Source organism: Streptomyces sp. NPDC039424 (assembly GCF_055639495.1).
In genome coordinates this window covers 141,624-160,075 of sequence record NZ_JBVKAI010000021.1, presented here as the reverse complement: position 1 = coordinate 160,075, position 18,452 = coordinate 141,624, and the positions used below count along the sequence as shown (strand labels likewise).

General features: G+C 72.4%; 19 protein-coding genes and 1 pseudogene. 9 read left to right on the top strand and 11 right to left on the bottom strand.

Translation table 11 applies throughout. The features are described from left to right. Window positions 1–821 (bottom strand): maltotransferase domain-containing protein (locus ACZ7L0_RS36375; RefSeq protein ID WP_471246839.1); only part of this gene is annotated, 821 nt, incomplete at its 3' end. A gap of 71 nt (window positions 822–892) precedes the next feature. Further along, the gene (locus ACZ7L0_RS36370; protein ID WP_471246838.1) at window positions 893–1,192 is read right to left on the bottom strand and encodes a DUF5133 domain-containing protein; all 300 of its coding nucleotides are present in this window, start codon (window positions 1,190–1,192) and stop codon (window positions 893–895) included. 303 nt (window positions 1,193–1,495) lie between these two features. Between ACZ7L0_RS36370 and ACZ7L0_RS36365 the strand changes: the two genes are divergently transcribed. Both ACZ7L0_RS36365 and glgX read left to right on the top strand, forming a co-directional pair. Beyond that, window positions 1,496–1,999, top strand: a complete 504-nt coding sequence (locus ACZ7L0_RS36365; protein ID WP_471246837.1) for a pep a2 — start codon at window positions 1,496–1,498, stop codon at window positions 1,997–1,999. After that, window positions 1,996–4,158 carry a glycogen debranching protein GlgX gene (gene glgX, locus ACZ7L0_RS36360; protein WP_471246836.1) on the top strand — a complete coding sequence of 721 codons (2,163 nt, stop codon included), beginning with the start codon at window positions 1,996–1,998 and terminating at the stop codon, window positions 4,156–4,158. Before ACZ7L0_RS36365 ends, glgX begins: the two co-directional genes overlap by 4 nt. Before the next feature lie 24 nt (window positions 4,159–4,182). Here the strand turns inward: glgX and ACZ7L0_RS36355 are convergent, their stop codons facing one another. After that, the gene (locus ACZ7L0_RS36355; RefSeq protein ID WP_471246835.1) at window positions 4,183–5,004 is read right to left on the bottom strand and encodes a VOC family protein; all 822 of its coding nucleotides are present in this window, start codon (window positions 5,002–5,004) and stop codon (window positions 4,183–4,185) included. A gap of 247 nt (window positions 5,005–5,251) precedes the next feature. Between ACZ7L0_RS36355 and ACZ7L0_RS36350 the strand changes: the two genes are divergently transcribed. Then, window positions 5,252–5,584, top strand: coding sequence for an ANTAR domain-containing protein (locus ACZ7L0_RS36350; protein ID WP_471246834.1), 333 nt, complete (start codon window positions 5,252–5,254; stop codon window positions 5,582–5,584). Window positions 5,585–5,597: 13 nt separating this feature from the next. On the opposite strand, the gene ACZ7L0_RS36345 is transcribed toward ACZ7L0_RS36350, so the two are convergent. Continuing rightward, the gene (locus tag ACZ7L0_RS36345) at window positions 5,598–6,389 is read right to left on the bottom strand and encodes an RNA polymerase sigma factor SigF (protein ID WP_471246833.1); all 792 of its coding nucleotides are present in this window, start codon (window positions 6,387–6,389) and stop codon (window positions 5,598–5,600) included. A gap of 256 nt (window positions 6,390–6,645) precedes the next feature. On the opposite strand from ACZ7L0_RS36345, the gene ACZ7L0_RS36340 reads away from it, so the two are divergent. The 4 genes from ACZ7L0_RS36340 (at window position 6,646) to ACZ7L0_RS36325 (ending at window position 9,524) form a co-directional block, all read left to right on the top strand. Then, complete coding sequence (locus ACZ7L0_RS36340; RefSeq protein WP_471246832.1) at window positions 6,646–7,101, top strand: MarR family winged helix-turn-helix transcriptional regulator; 456 nt, start codon at window positions 6,646–6,648, stop codon at window positions 7,099–7,101. Further along, complete coding sequence (locus tag ACZ7L0_RS36335; RefSeq protein ID WP_471246831.1) at window positions 7,098–7,985, top strand: ATP-binding cassette domain-containing protein; 888 nt, start codon at window positions 7,098–7,100, stop codon at window positions 7,983–7,985. The genes ACZ7L0_RS36340 and ACZ7L0_RS36335 overlap by 4 nt, the downstream gene beginning before the upstream one ends. Beyond that, on the top strand, window positions 7,945–8,805 hold the full coding sequence (locus tag ACZ7L0_RS36330; RefSeq protein ID WP_471246830.1) for an ABC transporter permease: 861 nt from the start codon (window positions 7,945–7,947) through the stop codon (window positions 8,803–8,805). Before ACZ7L0_RS36335 ends, ACZ7L0_RS36330 begins: the two co-directional genes overlap by 41 nt. Window positions 8,806–8,996: 191 nt before the next feature. Then, entirely contained in the window at window positions 8,997–9,524 is a 528-nt protein-coding gene (locus ACZ7L0_RS36325) for a hypothetical protein (protein WP_471246829.1), read from the top strand. Between the two features lie 18 nt (window positions 9,525–9,542). Here the strand turns inward: ACZ7L0_RS36325 and hemC are convergent, their stop codons facing one another. From hemC to ACZ7L0_RS36290, 7 genes and pseudogenes are all read right to left on the bottom strand, one after another. Then, complete coding sequence (hemC, locus tag ACZ7L0_RS36320) at window positions 9,543–10,478, bottom strand: hydroxymethylbilane synthase (protein ID WP_471246828.1); 936 nt, start codon at window positions 10,476–10,478, stop codon at window positions 9,543–9,545. A 79-nt stretch (window positions 10,479–10,557) separates the two neighbouring features. Further along, on the bottom strand, window positions 10,558–11,337 hold the full coding sequence (locus tag ACZ7L0_RS36315) for an NPP1 family protein (RefSeq protein WP_471246827.1): 780 nt from the start codon (window positions 11,335–11,337) through the stop codon (window positions 10,558–10,560). Between the two features lie 124 nt (window positions 11,338–11,461). Next, window positions 11,462–12,421, bottom strand: a complete 960-nt coding sequence (locus tag ACZ7L0_RS36310; RefSeq protein WP_471246844.1) for an ATP-dependent DNA ligase — start codon at window positions 12,419–12,421, stop codon at window positions 11,462–11,464. A 110-nt stretch (window positions 12,422–12,531) separates the two neighbouring features. Continuing rightward, a complete protein-coding gene (locus tag ACZ7L0_RS36305) occupies window positions 12,532–13,176 on the bottom strand; it encodes a response regulator transcription factor (RefSeq protein WP_471246826.1) in 645 nt (214 codons plus the stop codon). Then, a pseudogene (locus ACZ7L0_RS36300) lies at window positions 13,164–14,325 on the bottom strand (sensor histidine kinase). The gene ACZ7L0_RS36305 and the pseudogene ACZ7L0_RS36300 overlap by 13 nt, the downstream one beginning before the upstream one ends. Window positions 14,326–14,600: 275 nt before the next feature. Next, window positions 14,601–15,656, bottom strand: a complete 1,056-nt coding sequence (locus ACZ7L0_RS36295; protein ID WP_471246825.1) for a zinc-dependent alcohol dehydrogenase — start codon at window positions 15,654–15,656, stop codon at window positions 14,601–14,603. A gap of 181 nt (window positions 15,657–15,837) precedes the next feature. Beyond that, complete coding sequence (locus tag ACZ7L0_RS36290) at window positions 15,838–16,650, bottom strand: EamA family transporter (RefSeq protein WP_471246843.1); 813 nt, start codon at window positions 16,648–16,650, stop codon at window positions 15,838–15,840. Window positions 16,651–16,802: 152 nt separating this feature from the next. Here ACZ7L0_RS36290 and ACZ7L0_RS36285 point away from each other — a divergent pair, with 152 nt between their 5' ends. Beyond that, window positions 16,803–17,660 (top strand): LysR family transcriptional regulator, encoded by an 858-nt coding sequence (locus ACZ7L0_RS36285; RefSeq protein WP_471246824.1) that lies wholly within the window; start codon window positions 16,803–16,805, stop codon window positions 17,658–17,660. A gap of 99 nt (window positions 17,661–17,759) precedes the next feature. After that, window positions 17,760–18,410 carry a GntR family transcriptional regulator gene (locus ACZ7L0_RS36280; RefSeq protein WP_471246823.1) on the top strand — a complete coding sequence of 217 codons (651 nt, stop codon included), beginning with the start codon at window positions 17,760–17,762 and terminating at the stop codon, window positions 18,408–18,410. Window positions 18,411–18,452 lie beyond the last annotated feature (42 nt).

The window sequence follows — 18,452 nt, the reverse complement described above, 5'->3', positions numbered from 1 at the left end:
GAGCCGATCGCCCAGGGCACGCCGACGTCGTCGGGGCCGGCGGTGAGGGTGTTGTTGCGTCCCTTGCGGAAGGTGTGGCCGATGGGGTGGACCGGCGGGAGGTAGACCACGTCGAAGCCCATCGCGGCGATGGCGTCCAGGCGGCGGGCGGCGGTGCGGAAAGTGCCGTGGGGATGCTCGGGGATGCCCTCGGAGCGGGGGAAGAACTCGTACCAGGAGCCGTACAGCGCCCGTTCGCGCTCCACCAGCAGCGGCAGCGGGTCGGAGGCGGTGACCAGCTCCCGCAGCGGATGGCGGGCCAGCACCTCCTCCACCTCCGGCGCCAGCGCCGCCGCCAGCCGGGACCGCGGGGGAAGGGAGTCGTCGCCGAGGGCGCGCGCGGCCGTCAGCACGAGGGCGCGCTCCCGGCCCGCGGGCACCCCGGCCGCCGCCCGGGTGAGCAGTCCGGCGCCCTCCTCCAGCACAGGGCCGGCGTCGATCCCCGCCGGGACCTTGATCCGCGCGTGCTGCCGCCAGGTGGTCACGGGATCGCGCCAGGCCTCCACGGAGTACGTCCATCGGCCCGTCGCGTCCGGGGTGACCTCGGCGCCCCACCGGTCGGTACCCGGGGCCAGTTCGCGCATCGGCGTCCACGGGCCGGGGCGGCCCTCGGGGTCGCGCAGCACCACATTGGCACCGACGGCGTCATGGCCCTCGCCGAAGACGGTCGCGGTGACCTGGAAGGTCTCGCCGACCACCGCCTTCGCCGGGCGCCTGCCGTACTCCACGGCAGGCCGGACGTCCCGTACCGGGATGCGGCCGATGGCCTCAGTCGAGCTCATGGGTGTCACCTCCGCCGTGCGCGAAGCCGGGCCCGGGGCCCGGCTCGGAATCCGATGGGTGCCGGAAAGGGTCAGCGCCTTCCCGCCGTTGGACGCCGGTCCGGCGGGGGAGCCCGCCTGGCCCGGCCCTTCACATGCGGCCGTCCGGCCTGCTCCCGCAGGTAGACGGCGAGTGTGGTGCGCAGATAGCGTTCCGCGGCGTCCGCGGCCTCCCGGGCGCAGCGCTTCCCCATCAGCACGCACAGGGTGTATCCCGAGTCCTCGAAGGCGGCCCGTACGGCGCGATCGGAGGGCGAGGCGAGCATCAGGCGTTCCCACGCCCGGTACCGCCGCAACAGCCGGGCCACTTCGGCCTTGGCGGGTAGCAGCATGGCCCTGTCACCTTCCGACGCTCTCGACTGCGGCACGCTTCCCGACGGTCGGGTGGTCTCCGTGCACGGAGAGGCACGGATCCGTTACGGCGATCGAGGCTTTCACCTATGGTGCACGGACGGCCACGGAGCGTCTTGTTGGCTCTTCAACCACCTCAGTGGTGCGCTCGTGTTGCACGAATGGCGTAGTGCCCGCACTGTGGATCTGACTCAGAAGCGATCAGTGCTCACGCTCCGTGTCCGGGCAGTGGGTCCGGACGGGGCGAGGGGAGCGAGAGCTTCGCCGGTGAGGAGCAAGCGACGATGAAGACCGCAGTGCCCTGCTACTACCACCTCGACGTGGAAGTCAGCCCCGAACGGGTGGGACAGGTCAGCCGCATCCTGGCCGCCCATCTCCGCTACTGGGATCTCGAGAACCTCGTCGATCCCGTCCAGCGCGGCAGCGAACTGCTGCTGCGGGCCATCGACGAGCACGCGACCGACAAGCACATCTCGATCGAGATGTGGTGGAACGGCCAGCACCTCATCACCGCGGTCGGCGGCGACGACCGCGACCTGCGCCCCGACCAGGACCTGCGCGTCTGCCTGGTCCACATCGCCGCGATGAGCGACGGCTGGGGCTGCTGCGCCACGGACACCGGCAGCAAGATCATCTGGTTCTCGCAGCGCGCCCGTGCCGGCCAGCGCGAACCGCTGGTACCGACCGCTCCCGCGCCCAGCCTGACCGAGGGGCTGACGGTGCCCCGCGAACTGCCGCTGACCGTCCTGGCCGGCCCGGCGGACGGCGCCCTGGAGGGGGCGCGGTGACCGCGCGGCGACCTCGGAAAGGGGCGCCCGTGTGGAGCGGGCACCCCTACCCGTTGGGCGCCGGCTTCGACGGGCAGGGCACCAACTTCGCCCTGTTCAGCGAGGTCGCCGAACGCGTGGACCTGATTCTCCTCGACGACGCCGGCACCGAGACCCCCGTTCAGCTCAACGAGGTCGACGGTTTCGTCTGGCACGGCTACCTGCCCGGCATCGGGCCCGGGCAGCGCTACGGCTACCGGGTCCACGGCCCCTGGGACCCCGCTCTCGGCCACCGGTGCAACCCCGCCAAACTGCTCCTCGATCCGTACGCGCGGGCCGTCGACGGGCAGATCGACAACCACGCCTCGCTCTACGAACGCGCGCCGAGCGGTCCCTCCCCGGCCGACAGCGCCGGGCACTCCATGCTCGGCGTGGTCACCGACCCGCACTTCGACTGGGGCGACGACCGCCCGCCCCGGCGGCCGTACGCGGACTCCGTGATCTACGAGGCGCACGTACGGGGACTGACCCGCGCCCACCCCGACGTCCCGGAGCGGCTGCGCGGCACCTACGCCGGCCTCGCGCACCCGGCGGTCGTCGAGCACCTGACCTCGCTGGGTGTGACCGCCATCGAGCTGATGCCGGTGCACCAGTTCGTGCACGACGGTGTGCTCCAGGACCGCGGCCTGTCCAACTACTGGGGCTACAACACCATCGGCTTCTTCGCCCCGCACAACGCCTACGCCGCCCACGGCACCAGGGGCGAGCAGGTCGACGAGTTCAAGGCGATGGTGAAGTCGCTGCACGAGGCCGGGCTCGAAGTGATCCTCGACGTGGTCTACAACCACACCGCCGAGGGCAACGAGCGCGGCCCCACCCTCTCCTTCCGGGGCATCGACAACGCCTCGTACTACCGCCTCGTCGACGGCGACTGGGCGCACTACTACGACACCACCGGCACCGGCAACAGCCTGCTGATGCGGCACCCGTACGTACTGCAGCTGATCATGGACTCGCTGCGGTACTGGGTCACCGAGATGCACGTCGACGGCTTCCGCTTCGACCTCGCGGCCACCCTGGCCCGGCAGTTCCACGAGGTGGACCGGCTGTCGGCGTTCTTCGACCTGATCCAGCAGGATCCGGTGATCAGCCGCGTCAAGCTGATCGCCGAGCCCTGGGACGTCGGCGAGGGCGGCTACCAGGTGGGCAACTTCCCGCCGCTGTGGTCGGAGTGGAACGGCCCCTACCGGGACGCCGTACGGGACTTCTGGCGGACCGAACCCGGCTCGCTAGGCGAGTTCGCCTCCCGGCTGACCGGCTCCTCCGACCTCTACGGACACAGCCGGCGCCGGCCGCGCGCCAGCGTCAACTTCGTGACCGCGCACGACGGTTTCACCCTGCGCGACCTCGTGTCGTACAACGACAAGCACAACGAGGCCAACGGCGAGGACAACAGGGACGGCGAGAGCGTCAACCGGTCCTGGAACTGCGGCGCCGAGGGCGAGAGCGACGATCCGGCCGTGCTGGAACTGCGCGCCCGCCAGCAGCGCAACCTGCTGGCCACGCTGCTGCTGTCGCAGGGCATCCCGATGCTCTGCCACGGCGACGAACTGGGCCGCACCCAGCGCGGCAACAACAACGCCTACTGCCAGGACAACGAGGTCTCCTGGGTCGACTGGCGGCTGACGCGGGAGCAGCGCACGCTCGCGGACTTCACGCGGTACGTCATCGGGCTGCGCGCCGCCCATCCCGTACTGCGCCGCCGCCGGTTCTTCCGCGGCGAGACGGTCACCAACTCCGCGCAGCCGCTGCCGGACCTGGTGTGGCTGCGCTCCGACGCGCGCGAGATGACCGACCGGGACTGGCAGCGCGACGACGCGCACTCGGTCGGCGTGTTCCTCAACGGCGACGCCATCGCCGAACGGGACGCGTACGGGCGGCCCGTGGTCGACGACTCGTTCCTGCTGCTCCTCAACGGCTACTGGGAGACGGTGGACTTCCGCCTGCCCGACCACACCTACGGGGAGCGCTGGACCACCCTGATCGACACCTCCGACCCCGAAGGCGTCCCCGACGAACGCGAGCGCAAGGCGGGCACCCGGCTGCGCGTCGAGCCGCGCAGCCTGATCCTGCTGTCCCGCCCGTCGCGCACGGCCGACCGGGCCACCGGGGACGCCTGAACGCCCCGGCCCCGCCGCGGGAGATCAGCGCTCGCGGCGGGCCGTCACCGTGAACTGCGCCCCGTCGGGGTCGCGCAGGATGGCCTCGTCCTCGTCCTCCCGCAGCACACTCCCGCCGTGCTTCTCCGCGGCCCGGGCGCAGTCCGTGACGTCGGCCACGGCGAAGTGGACCTGCCAGTGCGGCCGGATCGACGGATCGGGGGCCGCCTCCACCGCACCCGAGTCGATGCGCGCCACCACGTCGCCCCGGCTGCGCAGCACGACCTCGCCCCCTTCGTACTCCACCTCGCAGCAGCCGCTGCGGCTGGAGGCCCATTCGAAGATCTCGCCGTAGAAGATGGCGGAGTCGAAGGCGTTTCTGGTGTGCAGCCGGATGAAGGTCGGCGCCGCGCGCCGCCAGGTCTCCCAGTTGGAGACGAGCTTGCCCTCCCAGATCCCGAAGGTGGCGCCGTCCCGGTCGGCGAGCAGCGCCGCCCGTCCGGGCGGGAAGGACAGCGGGCCGACGGCCACCGTGCCGCCGCGTTCCCGCGCCCGCGCCGCGGCCTCGTCGGCGTTCGGGACCGCGAAGTACGGCGTCCAGGCCACCGCCATCTGCCACATGGTGGCGACCGCGGCGATCCCCGCGACCGGAACACCGCCCGCCAGGGCGATCCGGAAGTGGTCGCCGAGCCGGGCGTCGCGCCATCGCCAGCCCAGGACGGCGCTGTAGAAGTCCTGTGTGGCCCCTAGGTCGCGGCTGGTCAGACTCACCCAGCAGGGCGCACCGAACACGGAGTGTGTGGAGACGACGTTCTTCGGATTCCGCGGGTTCGTCGTACCGCCGGGGAGGGTGGTGTCGTGGTTCATGGCAGTCGCGTCCTGGTCTCGGCGACCGGCAGCCACCGGTCTCCCACCAGTGTCCAGCCGGAAGCGGTACGGGCGCCTGCGGAGTACCCCGTCCGCGTGTCGCCAAACGGCTCCGCGCACCGTGCGCCGGGCCGGGGAGGCCAGGGCCCCGCTGTCCGGTGGCACATGGCGAGGTGCGGCGTGACGGTGTATTGATGGGCTCAGGGCCGCAAGGCGACGCCGCGCAGGCACAGGGAGGCGACCAGTCATGTCCACGAACGGCCGCCAGGACGAGGCGGAGCCGGACCGGATCTTCGCGTTGCAGGAAGAGGTCCACCAGCTGAAGGAAGCCGTCACCTCGCACGCCGTCGTGGACCAGGCGATCGGAATGATGGTCGCGCTGGGCCGGGTCACTCCGGACCAGGGATGGATGGTGCTGAAGGAGGTCTCCCAGCACACGAACATCAAGCTCCGCAACGTCGCGGAGCTGATCCTCATCTGGGGCCGCACCGGCGACATGCCCGCCGACGTCAGGACCGAACTCGAAGACGCCCTCGACCGGCTCGGCCCCACCCAGATCCCCGGCTCGCCGCCCGAGTGAGGCGGCGGCCGGCTCAGCCGGACTCGGCGAACAACTCCTCCCGCAGATGCGCGAAGCAGCTGCTGAGCAGCCGGGAGACGTGCATCTGCGAGATGCCGAGCTGCTGGGCGATCCGGCTCTGCGTCATGCCACGGAAGAACCGCAGGTAGAGGATCATGCGCTCGCGCTCCGGCAGCGCCTGCAGACAGGGTTTGACCGCCGCGCGGTCGACGACCAGGTCGTAGCCGGGCTCGGGGCCGCCCAGGGCGTCCCCCAGCGCGTAGCCGTCCGTGCCGGGCATCTCGGCGTCCAGCGACAGCGCCGTGAAGCACTCCAGGGCCTCCAGGCCGGCCAGCACCTCGTCCTCGGTCAGCTGCGCGCGCTCGGCGATCTCCGCGACCGTGGGCGCCCGGCCCGGCGTGGTCTGCGCCAGCTCCTTGACGGTGGACCGCACCCGGTTGCGCAGGTCCTGCACCCGGCGCGGCACGTGCAGGGTCCACATGTGGTCGCGGAAGTGGCGCTTGATCTCACCGGTGATGGTCGGCACGGCGTACGCCTCGAAGGCCCGGCCGCGAGCCGGATCGAAGTGGTCGACGGCCTTCACCAGGCCCAGCGCCGCCACCTGGTACAGATCCTCCAGGGACTCGCCGCGGCCACGGAACCGTACGGCGATCCGCTCGGCCATGGGCAGCCAGAGGCGGACCAGTTCCTCCCGCAGGGCCTGGCGCTCCGGGCCGTCGGGCAGCCCCGCGAGCCGCTCGAACGCCTCGGCCGTGTCGGGGGCGTCGTCGTGCGGATGGGGTTTCGTTCTGCTGGTGCCGCGCATCGCGCGCACCTCCCTCAGCGGGTGCCGGTGGGAAGACACCATGGGAGACGCTCGCTCGGGCCGGAGGAAGACACCGGGGTCCGGCGGACCGGCTCCCACGGATGTGCCTCCTGTCCGAAGCACATACATGCTGTTCCCGGGGACGGACTTACGGAAACAAGTCCCCTTATGTAGGGATATCTTATGCCTTGGTGCGAACGCACGCTTGACCTCCACTTGGGAGAGGTACCTCTGTAACAGAGGTAATCTTCCCGGTGTGGAATCGAAGACGTTCCCGGAGGAGCTGGCCGACGCCCTGGTCGGGGTCCAGCGACTGATCCGCCGCCGGTTGCGCGGCGGGCTGACCGTGCCGCGGCTGCGCGGCGCCGAGGTGGAACTGCTCCGTCTGGTCGAGGCCCGGCCGGGCGTCGGGATCTCGGACGCCGCCAAGGAGCTGTACCTGGCGAGCAACTCGGTGTCGACCCTCGTCAACCAACTGGTGCGGGAGGGGTACCTGCTCCGGGAGACCGATCCGGCCGACCGGCGCGCCGCCCGGCTGCGGCTGACCGAGAAGGCCCGCGACCGGCTGCGCGACTGGCAGCGGCGGCGGGCGGCCCTGGTCGCCCGGCACGTGGCCCGGCTCGACGAGGCCGACCGCAAGGCGCTGCGCGCCGCACTCCCGGCGCTGCGCAGGCTGGCCGTCACCCTGCACGAGGAGGCCGAGGAATCATGACGCCGCACACCGCCCCGGACGCGGACACCGCCAACCGCCCGGCCGAGGCGCCCGACGCCGTCACCTGTGCCCGGCTCGCCTACGCCTTCGGGGACACCAACGCGGTCGACGGGCTCGATCTCACGGTGCGCGAGGGCGAGGTCTTCGGACTCCTCGGGCCCAACGGCGCCGGCAAGACCACCGCCATCCGCTGCGTCACCACCCTCCTGCCGGTCCCGGCCGGCATGGTCCGGGTCTTCGGCCACGACGCCGCCGGGGACCGCATGGCCGTACGCAGGCTGCTCGGATACGTCCCCCAGCAGCTGTCGGCCGACAGCGGTCTCACCGGACGCGAGAACGTCGCCCTCTTCGCCCGGGTCTTCGACGTGCCCCGCCGAGAGCGCGCCGCCCGGGTCGGACAGGCACTGGCCGCCGTGGGCCTCGCCGAGGCCGCCGACCGGCTCGCGGGCACCTACTCCGGCGGCATGGTCCGCCGGCTGGAGCTGGCACAGGCCCTGGTCAGCGCACCGCGCCTGCTGATCCTGGACGAGCCCACGATCGGCCTGGACCCGATCGCCCGCACCGGCGTCTGGGAGCACATCAACGCCGTCCGCGCGGCCACCGGCATGACGGTCCTGGTCACCACCCACTACATGGACGAGGCCGACCAGTACTGCGACCGGGTCGGCCTGATGCACCGCGGCCGTATCCGTGCCCTCGGCACCCCGGCCGAACTGCGGCGGGGCCTCGGTGAGCGGCGCCGCGCCGAGGGCGCCCCGGCCACGGACGCGCCGCCCACCCTGGAGGACGTCTTCCGCGACGTCGCCGGCAGCGGCCTGGAGGAGAAGTCAGGAGGTTTCCGCGATGTCCGAAGCACCCGCCGCACCGCGAACCGGGTCGGCTGACCCCGCCGCCGAGGACGCAGCGGCCCTGCTGCTGCGCCCGCCGCGGCCCCGCGCGGGCTGGCGGCTGCTGCCCGCCCGGATCGTCGCGATGTGCGCCGTCGAACTGCAGAAGCTGCGCCACGACCGCACCGAGCTGTACACCCGGGCGGTCCAGCCCGCCCTGTGGCTGCTGATCTTCGGTCAGACCTTCACCCGGATCCGGGCGATCCCCACCGGCGGCCTCCCCTACATCGACTATCTGGCGCCCGGCATCATCGCCCAGTCCGCGATGTTCATCGCCATCTTCTACGGCATCCAGATCATCTGGGAGCGGGACGCCGGCATCCTCAACAAGCTTCTCGTCACCCCGACCCCGCGCTCGGCGCTGATCACCGGCAAGGCCTTCGCGGCCGGTGTGAAGTCGCTGATCCAGGCGGTCGTCGTCATCGTCATCGCCGCGGTGCTCGGCGTGGCCCTGAACTGGAACCCGCTGAAGCTGCTCGGTGTCGCGGCGGCCGTGGTCCTCGCCTCCGCCTTCTTCTCCTGCCTGTCGATGACCATCGCGGGCATCGTGCTCAGCCGCGACCGCCTGATGGGCTTCGGGCAGGCGATCACGATGCCGCTGTTCTTCGGCTCCAACGCCCTGTACCCGGTCTCGGTGATGCCGGGCTGGCTCCAGGCGGTCAGCAAGGTCAACCCGCTGAGCTATCAGGTCGACGCCCTGCGCGGCCTCCTGCTGGGCACGCCCGCGCGTCTCGCCGCCGACTTCGGCGTCCTGGCGGTGGCCGCCGCGCTCGGCATCGCCGCGGCAGCCTCACTGCTGGGCCGGCTGGCCCGCTGATCTTGTCCCCGGACGTGATGTGCGGCACGCGCGCTCACCCCGTCGGCGGACCCGGTGGCGGGATTCCCGCTGCGCACGGCTTGATCGTCGATCAAAGCGGGCGAATCCCCTGGCCACAGCGCATTCTGCTCATTTGACAGTGCACTGAGCGCACAGATAGGAAGCAGGCCTCGGAGGTCGAGAGGGGCATTGTGTACGAGCCGAACGTGGTCGGGGACTGGCAGGAGTACGAGGAGCGTGCCGGTCTGCGGGTCCGCGTCCACCGTCTGGAGGCGGCCGAGCCACCGCGCGGACGCGACGACGCCGCCGCCGGCCTGACGTACTTCTGTCTCCGCGTGACCGTCGAGAACCGGGGCGAGCGTCACCTCGGCGTGCACCTCGAGGACGGCCAGATCGACGTCCGGGTCGGCCCCGACGGCGAGGGCGCCTTCATCGACTGGCGCAACTCCCAGTTCATCGAGGGCTTCGACGTCTACCCGCTGCGCCGCGTCACCGCCGTGCTGTACGCGGCCGGCCCGGAGGCCGCCCTGGCCCAGGTGGACGTGCAGATCCAGCTGCGGGTCGACGAGGAGTGGACCGAGCGGCGGCTGTGGGCGGGCGGCATCGGACTCATCGAGGGGCAGGTCGGCGCGAGTGCCGCCGCGGGCGCCGGACCGGGCAGCCTGGCCCACCAGGTCAGCGCCTTCCTGCGGGACCAGGGCGAGCCCGGCACCGCCTGACCCCCCTGGCCCGGGTGGTCAGTGCGGGATGCCGTCGATGATCTCCCGAGCGCCCTGCCGCAGCAGGGACACCGCGACCGAGGTGCCCAGCGTGGCCGGGTCGAGGCGGCCCGCCCACTCGTGGGCGTTCAGCCGGGTCTTGCCGTCCGGGGTGAACACACACGCCCGCAGGGACAGTTCGCCGCCGTGGTCGACGCGCGCGTATCCGGCGATCGGGCTGTTGCAGTGTCCCTGGAGCACATGCAGGAACATGCGCTCCGCGGTGGCCTCCCGGTGGGTGTCCGGGTCACCGAGCCCGCTGACGGCGTCGATCAGCTCGGTGTCGCCCTCGCGGCACTGCAGGGCGAGGATGCCCGCGCCGATCGGCGGCATCATCGTCTCCGGGGACAGCACCTCGGTGATCACGTCCGGTCGGCCGATCCGCTCCAGACCGGCGGCCGCCAGCAGCAGCGCGTCGGCCTCACCGGCCGCGAGCTTCTCCAGACGGCGGTTGGCGTTACCGCGGAACGGCACGCATTCCAGGTGCGGGTGGGTGGCGGCCAGTTGGGCGACCCGGCGCACCGAGGAGGTGCCGACGCGGGTGCCGGGCGGCAGTTCGCCGAGGGTGAGCCCGCCGGGATGGATCAGCGCGTCGCGGATGTCGTCCCGCTTCAGGAACGCGGCGAACACCGTGCCGGCGGGCAGCGGCCGGTCCGCGGGCACGTCCTTGACGCAGTGCACCGCGAGGTCCGCCTCCCCGGCCAGCAGGGCGGCGTCCACCTCTTTGGTGAACGCCCCCTTGCCCTCGACCTTCGCCAGGTCGCCGAGCCACTTGTCGCCGGTCGTCTTCACCGGTACGACCTCGGTGCGCACGCCCGGATGCAGGGCGGCCAACTCGGCGCGGACCCGCTCCACCTGGGCGAGCGCCATGGGCGAGTCGCGGGAGACGATACGGATGAGTTCCGGGACAGCCATGGGGACACGATAGTCGGTCACGGGCCGTGCGACGGCGTCATCCGGTCCGTGACCGCCGGGCTCTGGCGGAACTAGTCCGTCACACCAGCGCCGGATCGAACGCGATGCCGGACGGCTTGGCCTTGGACAGATGCGAGGAGAAGCTGTCGTCCCGCAGGCCGAAGTGGGCGCTGCCGAAGTCGTACGTGCTCAACTTCTCGCGCACACCCGCCGGATAGCCGTTCCAGCCGACCAGCGGCGGGTACTGCCAGGTGTGCTCATGGTTCTCCGGCGGCTCGTCGTTGGAATTGCCCAGCCGGAAGCAGTGGGTGCTGATGCCGTCCTTGTGGTAGACGACCTTCGCGTGGGTGCCCTCGAAGCGGACCTCGGAGACCGGATGCACGGTGAACGAGCCGTGGTTGGAGGTCGACACGTACTGGACCTGGTTGTCGCGCACCCACACCACGACGTGCTCCCAGTCGTGCCGGTGGCCGCCGATGCTGCTGCCGGCCAGGGCCTGGTCCTTCTCGAAGTACAGGCCGTACATATAGGCGCACCAGCCGTTGTTGCACGTGTAGCGCGAATAGCTGTTGGTGTTGTCGAGGTCGGAGGCGTCGTGGCACGAGCCGTTGAGGGCGCCGGTCGGCTTCAGGCCGCCGTTGACGGTGCCGTCCGGGCCGATCGCGGGCGTCGGGTAGCAGCCGTCGGTGTCGTAGTCGAAGGCGGGCTGGTACGTCAGCTCCGCCGCCTCGGCGTTGGCGCTCAGCGCCGTCGGCGGGGCGGCGAAGGCGACGGTGGGGAAGGCGACGACGAGGGCGGCGGCACCGGCCAGGCCGGCCAGCCATCTCCGGCGCCGGATGCGGAACGTGACTGACGACAACGCGTCCTCCAACGACTGCGGGGGGCAGGGGAGTTCAGCATCCACGTCCGCTCCCGCGTTGCCAAGACGTCACGAGCGTCCCCATGGTGAAACCCAGCCCGACTCCGGGTCTTCCGACACCGTGTCAACTCGCGTCGCCCTCCGGCAGGTCGGCCGCCGACTCCTCCGGCGTGAGGTCCGGGCGCAGCCGCAGCCAGGACGGCTGGCGCAGCATCCCGGCCCGGGTACGGGTGCTGTAGCTGACCTCGCCGACCAGCCGGGGCAGCACCCAGTGCGCGCCGGACACCGGCGGCACGGGGTCGAAGGGGCACACACCGGTCTCGGCGGCCCGCAGCAGCAGGGCCAGTTCGGCCCGTTCCGCCGCGCTCCAGCCGGTGCCCACCCCGCCGACGTACCGCAGCCGCCCGGCGGCGCGCTGACCGACCAGCACCGCGCCCGGCAGCCCGGTGAGCCGCCCCTTGCCGGGCAGCCAGCCGCCGACGACCACGTCCTCGCTGCGCATGTTCCGGATCTTGATCCAGGCGCGGGAGCGCACCCCGGGCTCGTACACCGAGTCCAGCCGCTTGCACACCAGGCCCTCCAGGCCGTGCTCCCGGGTGGCGCGCAGCGCCTCGGCGCCGTGCCCGGTGACGGCGGCCGGGGTCGACCAGGACGGCCCGTCCAGACCGAGGCCCTCCAGCAGCGCGCGGCGCCGGACGTAGGGGAGGGTGAGGAGGGAGTTCCCCTGAAGGTGCAGCAGGTCGAACAGCACCAGGTGGACGGGGACCTGGGCGGCCCGGCGGGCCGCGCGTGCGGGCGAGTGGGCCAGGCCCATCCGGCTCTGCAGCAACTGGAAGTCGGCGCGCCCGTGTTCGTCGAGGGCGAGGACCTCGCCGTCCAGGATCGCGGGGGTGGTGCCGAGGACGCCGCCGAGCGGCCGCAGTTCGGGGTAGGCGGCGGTGATGTCCTCGCCGGAGCGGGCGCGCAGCAGCAGGCTGCCGTCGCCGGGCAGGTAGACCACCACGCGCTGGCCGTCCTGCTTGGTCTCGTAGGCCCACCGGGCGTCCTGCGCGGCGGGCGGCAGCGTGCCGGGCGTGGCGAGCATCGGCGGGATCAGCGGCAGCGGCGCGGCGGTCACGGCTGAAGGTGTCGACCGCGCCCGCCCGGCTCACGCGCCTTTCGGGGCCGGTTCCCCTGAACGGCCGGTGCGGTCCCTCAGGTGTGGCGCAGATAGGCGAGCACTGCCAGCACCCTGCGGTGCCCGCTGTCGCTCGGCTCCAGCCCCAGCTTCAGGAACACATTGCCGATGTGCTTGCTGACCGAGCGCTCCGTGATCACCAGCGTGGTGGCGATGGCGGTGTTGCCGTGGCCCTCGGCCATCAGCTTCAGCACCTCCCGCTCGCGCCGGGTCAGCGAGTGCAGCGGCGAGTCCCCGCGCCGGGTCATCAGCTCCTTCACCACCTCCGGGTCCAGGGCGGTACCGCCGTCGGCGACCCGCTTCAGCGCGTCGAGGAACTCGTCCACCCGGCCCACCCGGTCCTTGAGCAGGTAGCCGATCCTCTCGGCGCCGCCGCCCAGCAGTTCGGCCGCGTACGACTCCTCGACGTACTGCGACAGCACCAGCACCGGCAGGCCGGGCAGGACCCGGCGGGCCTCCAGCGCCGCGCGCAGCCCCTCGTCGCGGAAGCCGGGCGGCATCCGCACGTCGAGCACGGCGACGTCGGGGCGGTGCTCCAGCAGCGCCGGGAGGATCTGCGGACCGGTGCCGGCGACGGCCGCCACCTCGTGTCCGGCGGACGCCAGCAGCAGCACGAGGCCCTCCCGGAACAGGGCGTTGTCCTCGGCGATCACCACACGCACGGCAGCTCCACGTCGATCACGGTCGGGGCCCCCAATGGGGCTGGTCACGGTCATGGTCCCGTCGAGCGCGGCGACCCGGCGCCGCATGCCGAGCAGCCCGGAGCCACCGGAGTCGTCCGCCCCGCCCCGGCCCTCGTCCCGCACCCGGACGCGCAGCCCCCGCGGCACGCGCGCGAGGCGCGCCTCGGCCCGCCGGGCGCCGCTGTGCTTGGCGGCGTTCGTCAGCGCCTCGGCCACCAGGTAGTACGCGGCCGCCTCGATCGCCGCCGGGGCCCGTGGCCCGTCGTGCCCGTCGGTCAGGCCGTCCACGCGCACGGTGACCTCCGGTCCGCTCGCGGCGGCCAGGGCGCGCACGGCGCCGACGAGACCCCGGTCGGTGAGGATCGGCGGGTGGATGCCGCGCACCACGTGCCGCAGCTCGGTCAGCGCCTCCTCGGCCAGCGTCTGCGCGTCCTCCAGCATCCGGCGGGCGGCCTCGGGATCGCAGTCGTACGCGCGTTTCGCCAGGCCGATCCGCAGGGACAGCGAGACCAGCCGGGCCTGGGTGCCGTCGTGCAGATCCCGTTCGATGCGGCGCAGTTCGGCGCCGTGCGCGGCGATCGCGTCGGCGCGGGTCTCGGTCAGCTCCGCCACCCGCTCGGCGAGCCGGGCCCTGGGCGAGGGCTTGAGCAGGGCGGTGGACCAGGCTGCGTCCAGGTCGGCGAGGAGCCCGATCAACGGCAGGACGACCGCCCCGCGGCGCAGCAGCCCGCACCACACGCCGTCCACCACCAGCCCCAGCGGCCACAGCGGCAGCATCAGGCAGGGCAGCCAGCCGTAGAGGTAGTGGGCGAGCATCCAGATCAGGTCACGGTGGGTTCCCGGGTCGCGGACCGCCGTGCGCACCCGATCCCGGACGCTCCCGTCGAGCGGCGGATACGCCTCCGGGATCTCCCGCCCGGTCCACGTGCTCACCTGCCGCCGCTTGGCCCCGGCGATCCGGCGGATCAGCAGCACGGTCTCGGGCAGCAGGAACGCGCCGACCACCGAGACCGTCGCGCACGCGGTGATCAGCAGCACGGTGACGAAGAGGTACGACCCGAAGGCCGTCGCGGCGGCCAGGACGAGCCGGACGGTGGCCCGCCCGGCGTGCCGCAGCGTCCCACGCATGCCGACCGGACCGGGCGCGTCGGAGCGCGTGCGGTGGCCGGGGCCGTGGCCGGCGGGTGGATTCACGTGGCTCACACCCTCGTGACGAGGAGGAAGGCGGGGACGGTGGCCGGGGCACCGAGGGCCGGGACCATCCGAAACCGTTCGGCACGGAGGCTTCCGCGGCTGGACCTCACCGCCCCGGCGGAGAGGCTGTTCGCCGAACGCGGTGTGTACGCCCGAGGAGTCCCTCGGCTCGCCGTCGCCGCGCCGGGTCGTCGACGGGCCGCACCGCACTACGCGTCAAAGGTCACGACCACCTTCTCCGCGGCCCCCGGGGTCAGGGTGAGCTCGAAGGCCCGGTCGGCCTCGGAGAACGGGACGCGGTGGCTGATGAGCTGGGCGAAGCGCTCATGGTGCTCGACGAGTTCGGGGGTCACCTCGAAGATCTCGGTGGGATAGCCCTGCGAGGCCACGAGGGTCAGCTCGCTGCGCAGCATCCCGCCGAGGTCGATCTCGGAGCCCTTCTTCTGCACCGCCACCATGACCAGCTTGGCGCCCCACTTCGCCGACGCCACCACGGTGTTGAAGACCGCCGCCGCACCGGCCGCGTCGATGTAGATGTCGGTGCCCGGCCGGGGCTGCCCGAGCGCGTTGGCGCTCTGCCCGTGCAGCTCGGTCAGCCGGGCGGCCACGTTCTCCTGGGCCGAGTCGATGACCGCGTCCGCCCCGACGGCCAGTGCCTTCTCCAGCCGTGCGGGGATCACGTCGGCCACCACCACGTGCTCCACCCCGCGCAGCTTCAGCCAGATGGTGGCCCCGAGACCGATCGGCCCGGCACCGAAGACCACCACCTTGTCGGCGGGCTGCGCCTCGGAGCGGTTGACGCAGTGCCGGGCTACCGCCATCGGCTCGTTGAGGGAGGCGACGTCGAAGGGCACGGTGTCCGGGAAGACCGCCACGCTCCTGCCGACGACGGCGTTCTCGATGAGCAGGTACTCGCTCATGCCGCCGTACTCGCCGCCGCAGCCGATGATCCCGGTGGGCGCGTCCTGCGGATTGACCACCACCCGGTCACCGGCCTTCAGGCCGGTGACCTCCGCGCCCACCTCGACGACCTCGCCGGCCGGTTCGTGGCCCAGCGCGACGGGCACCAGTTCGCCGCCCAGGTGCGCCCGGGCCGGTATCCCGCCCATGTGCAGGAAGGTGACGTCGGTGCCGCAGGCACCGCAGGCGCGGATCCTCACCAGCACGTCCTTCGGGCCGGGCACGGGACGCTCGACGTCCACCACGCCGACCTTGCCGACGCCTGCGGTCCGCACGGACTTCATCGTGGACGTGGGGTGACTCATGGGTGACTCGCTTTCCGGTGCGGCAGACCCGCATCTGCTGGTTTGCTTGAGTTAGGCAAGCACATGTGATTTACTTGAGTCAAGCAAGCGAACCGCCTCCATTCGATCAGGCAGGCGCCGGGCCGTCGCAGTGGGGGCGGCGTGGCGGGAGGCGGTGGCCTGACGTCGCGGAGGGCGGGCGTCAGGCGCGTGTCGTCAGGATGCTGAACGCGTTCGCGGCGACGACCGCCGCGATGCCAGCCCACTCCCAACCGCCCAGGCCCTGACCGAGGACGACCCAGCCGACCGCGGCGGCCAGTACCGGGTTGACGCTCATGAACAGCCCGAACGTCTGCGCGGGCACATGGCGCAGGGTGAGGAGGTCGGCGAGGTACGGCACGGCCGAGGAGAGCACCCCGGCGGCCACCGCGCACAGCACCGCCGCGGCCGTGGGCGGGTGACGTACGGCCACGGCGACGCCCACGGGCAGAAAGGCTAGCGCGGACAGGACCGCGGCGGCCCCCGCCCCCTGCGCCCCGGGGAGACGCCGCCCGACGATCCGGTTGAGCAGGATGTACGACGCCCAGCAGCAGGCGGCCACCAGCCCGAGGCCCATGCCCGTGTAGTCGGCGGAGGGCCGAGGGCGCATCAGGACGACCACTCCGGCCGCGGCCAGCAGCGCGCACCCGGCGTCCAGCCGGCGGCGTGAGCCGGCCAGCGCGACGGCGAGCGGCCCGAGGAACTCCAGGGTCACCGCCAGCCCCAGGCCGACCCGGTCGACGGCGCTGTACAGGGTCAGGTTCATGGTGCCGAACACCCCGGCCAGCAGCAGCACCGGCCACCACTGCCGCCAGGTGAAGCTCCGCAGGCGGGGGCGGGCGACGGCCAGGAGGACGAGGGCGGCGACGTACTGACGTACCGCCACGACACCGAGCGGCCCGAGCACGGGGAAGGCCAGCGCGCCGATCGCCGCACCGGTCTGGTTGGACAGGCCGCTGCCGAACATGACGGCCACGGCGGCCGGCCGCCGTCCGTCGCGCGCGGGGACGGCGGCGGGCGGGACGGCCGGGGTGTCGGGGTGGTCGAGAGTACGTCGCATGCCGGGATCGTGCGTCCCGGCGACCCTTGCGCAAAATGCATACGCCTGTCGATCTATACGCTGGGCGCATGAATGACCTGGAGCTCCGGCAGTTGCGCTGCCTCGTGGCCATCGTCGACGAGGGCACCTTCACCGACGCGGCGATCGCCCTCGGCGTCTCCCAGGCGGCCGTCTCCCGGACCCTCGCCTCGCTGGAACGGGCCCTCGGGGTGCGGCTGCTCAGGCGTACCTCCCGCGAGGTGACCCCGACGGCCACCGGGCTGCGGGTGGTCGCGCAGGCGCGGCGGGTGCTGTCCGACGTGGCCGACCTGGTCCGAGAGGCCACCTCGGGCCACACCCGGCTGCGGATCGGCTACGCCTGGTCGGCGCTGGGCCGCCACACGGTCGCCTTCCAGCGCCGCTGGAACGAGGCCCGTCCCGGCACCGACCTGCATCTGACCCGCGTCAACACCGCGTCCGCGGGCCTCGCGGAAGGCGCCTGCGACCTCGCGGTCGTCCGCAGACCGCCGGAGGACCGGCGGTTCGACTCCGCCATCGTCGGACTCGAACGCCGCCTGTGCGCCCTGGCCGCCGACGACCCGCTGGCCCGGCGCCGCTCCGTCCGGCTCGCCGACCTCGCCGGACGCAGACTCCTCGTCGACCGCCGGACCGGCACCACCACCCCGGACCTGTGGCCCCCCGACTCCCGCCCGGTCACCGAGGAGACGCACGACGTCGACGACTGGCTCACCGCGATCGCCGCCGGACGCGGCATCGGCGTGACGGCCGAGTCGACCGCCAACCAGTACCCGCGGCCCGGTGTGGTCTACCGGCCGGTGCGCGACGCCGAGCCGGTCGCGGTCCGCCTCGCCTGGTGGCGGGACGACCCGCACCCCGCCCAGCAGGCGGTGATCGAGCTGCTCACCGAGCTGTACCGGACGGGGTGAAGCGGCCGGATCACTGGCCGCAATACGGCGGACAAAATTGTTGACAATCTTGTTTGGCTAGATTTAGGTTCGACAGGCACTCATTCAGGGAGGGCAACGATGCCGAAGGAAGCCGGTCCCACCACCGGAGAGCAGGCCAAACAGCGTGCGCTCGCGCAGCTGCGGCAGGCGATCCTGCACGGCGAGATGGCACCGGCCCAGCGGCTGGTGGAGAACGAGCTCGCCGAGCAGTTCGGTGTGACCCGGGCCAGCATCCGGGCGGCGCTCATCGACCTGGAGGCCCAGGGCCTGGTCGAACGCATCCGCAACCGCGGCTCGCGGGTGCGGGTGGTGACCGTGGAGGAAGCGGTCGCCATCACCGAGTGCCGCATGGTCCTGGAAGGGCTGTGCGCGGCCAAGGCGGCCGTCGCGGCCGACGACGACCAGCTCGCCGAACTCACCGCGCTGGGCACGGCGATGACCAAGGCGGTGGCCGACGGCGAGCCGATGACCTACTCCGAGCTCAACCAGGAACTGCACGCCAAGGTCCGGGAGTTCTCCGGCCAGCGGACGGCCCTGGATCTGCTGGAGCGGCTCAACGCCCAACTGGTGCGCCACCGTTTCCAGCTGGCGCTGAGGCCGGGGCGTCCCCAGCACTCCCTGAACGAGCATCTGGCGATGATCGAGGCGATCACCGCCAGGGACCCGCAGGCGGCCGAAGCGGCCGTCCGCGCCCACCTCACCAGCGTGATCGAGGCGCTGCGCGACTGACGCACCACGCGCCGGACGCGGGGGCGGGCGTCCACCTGTCCA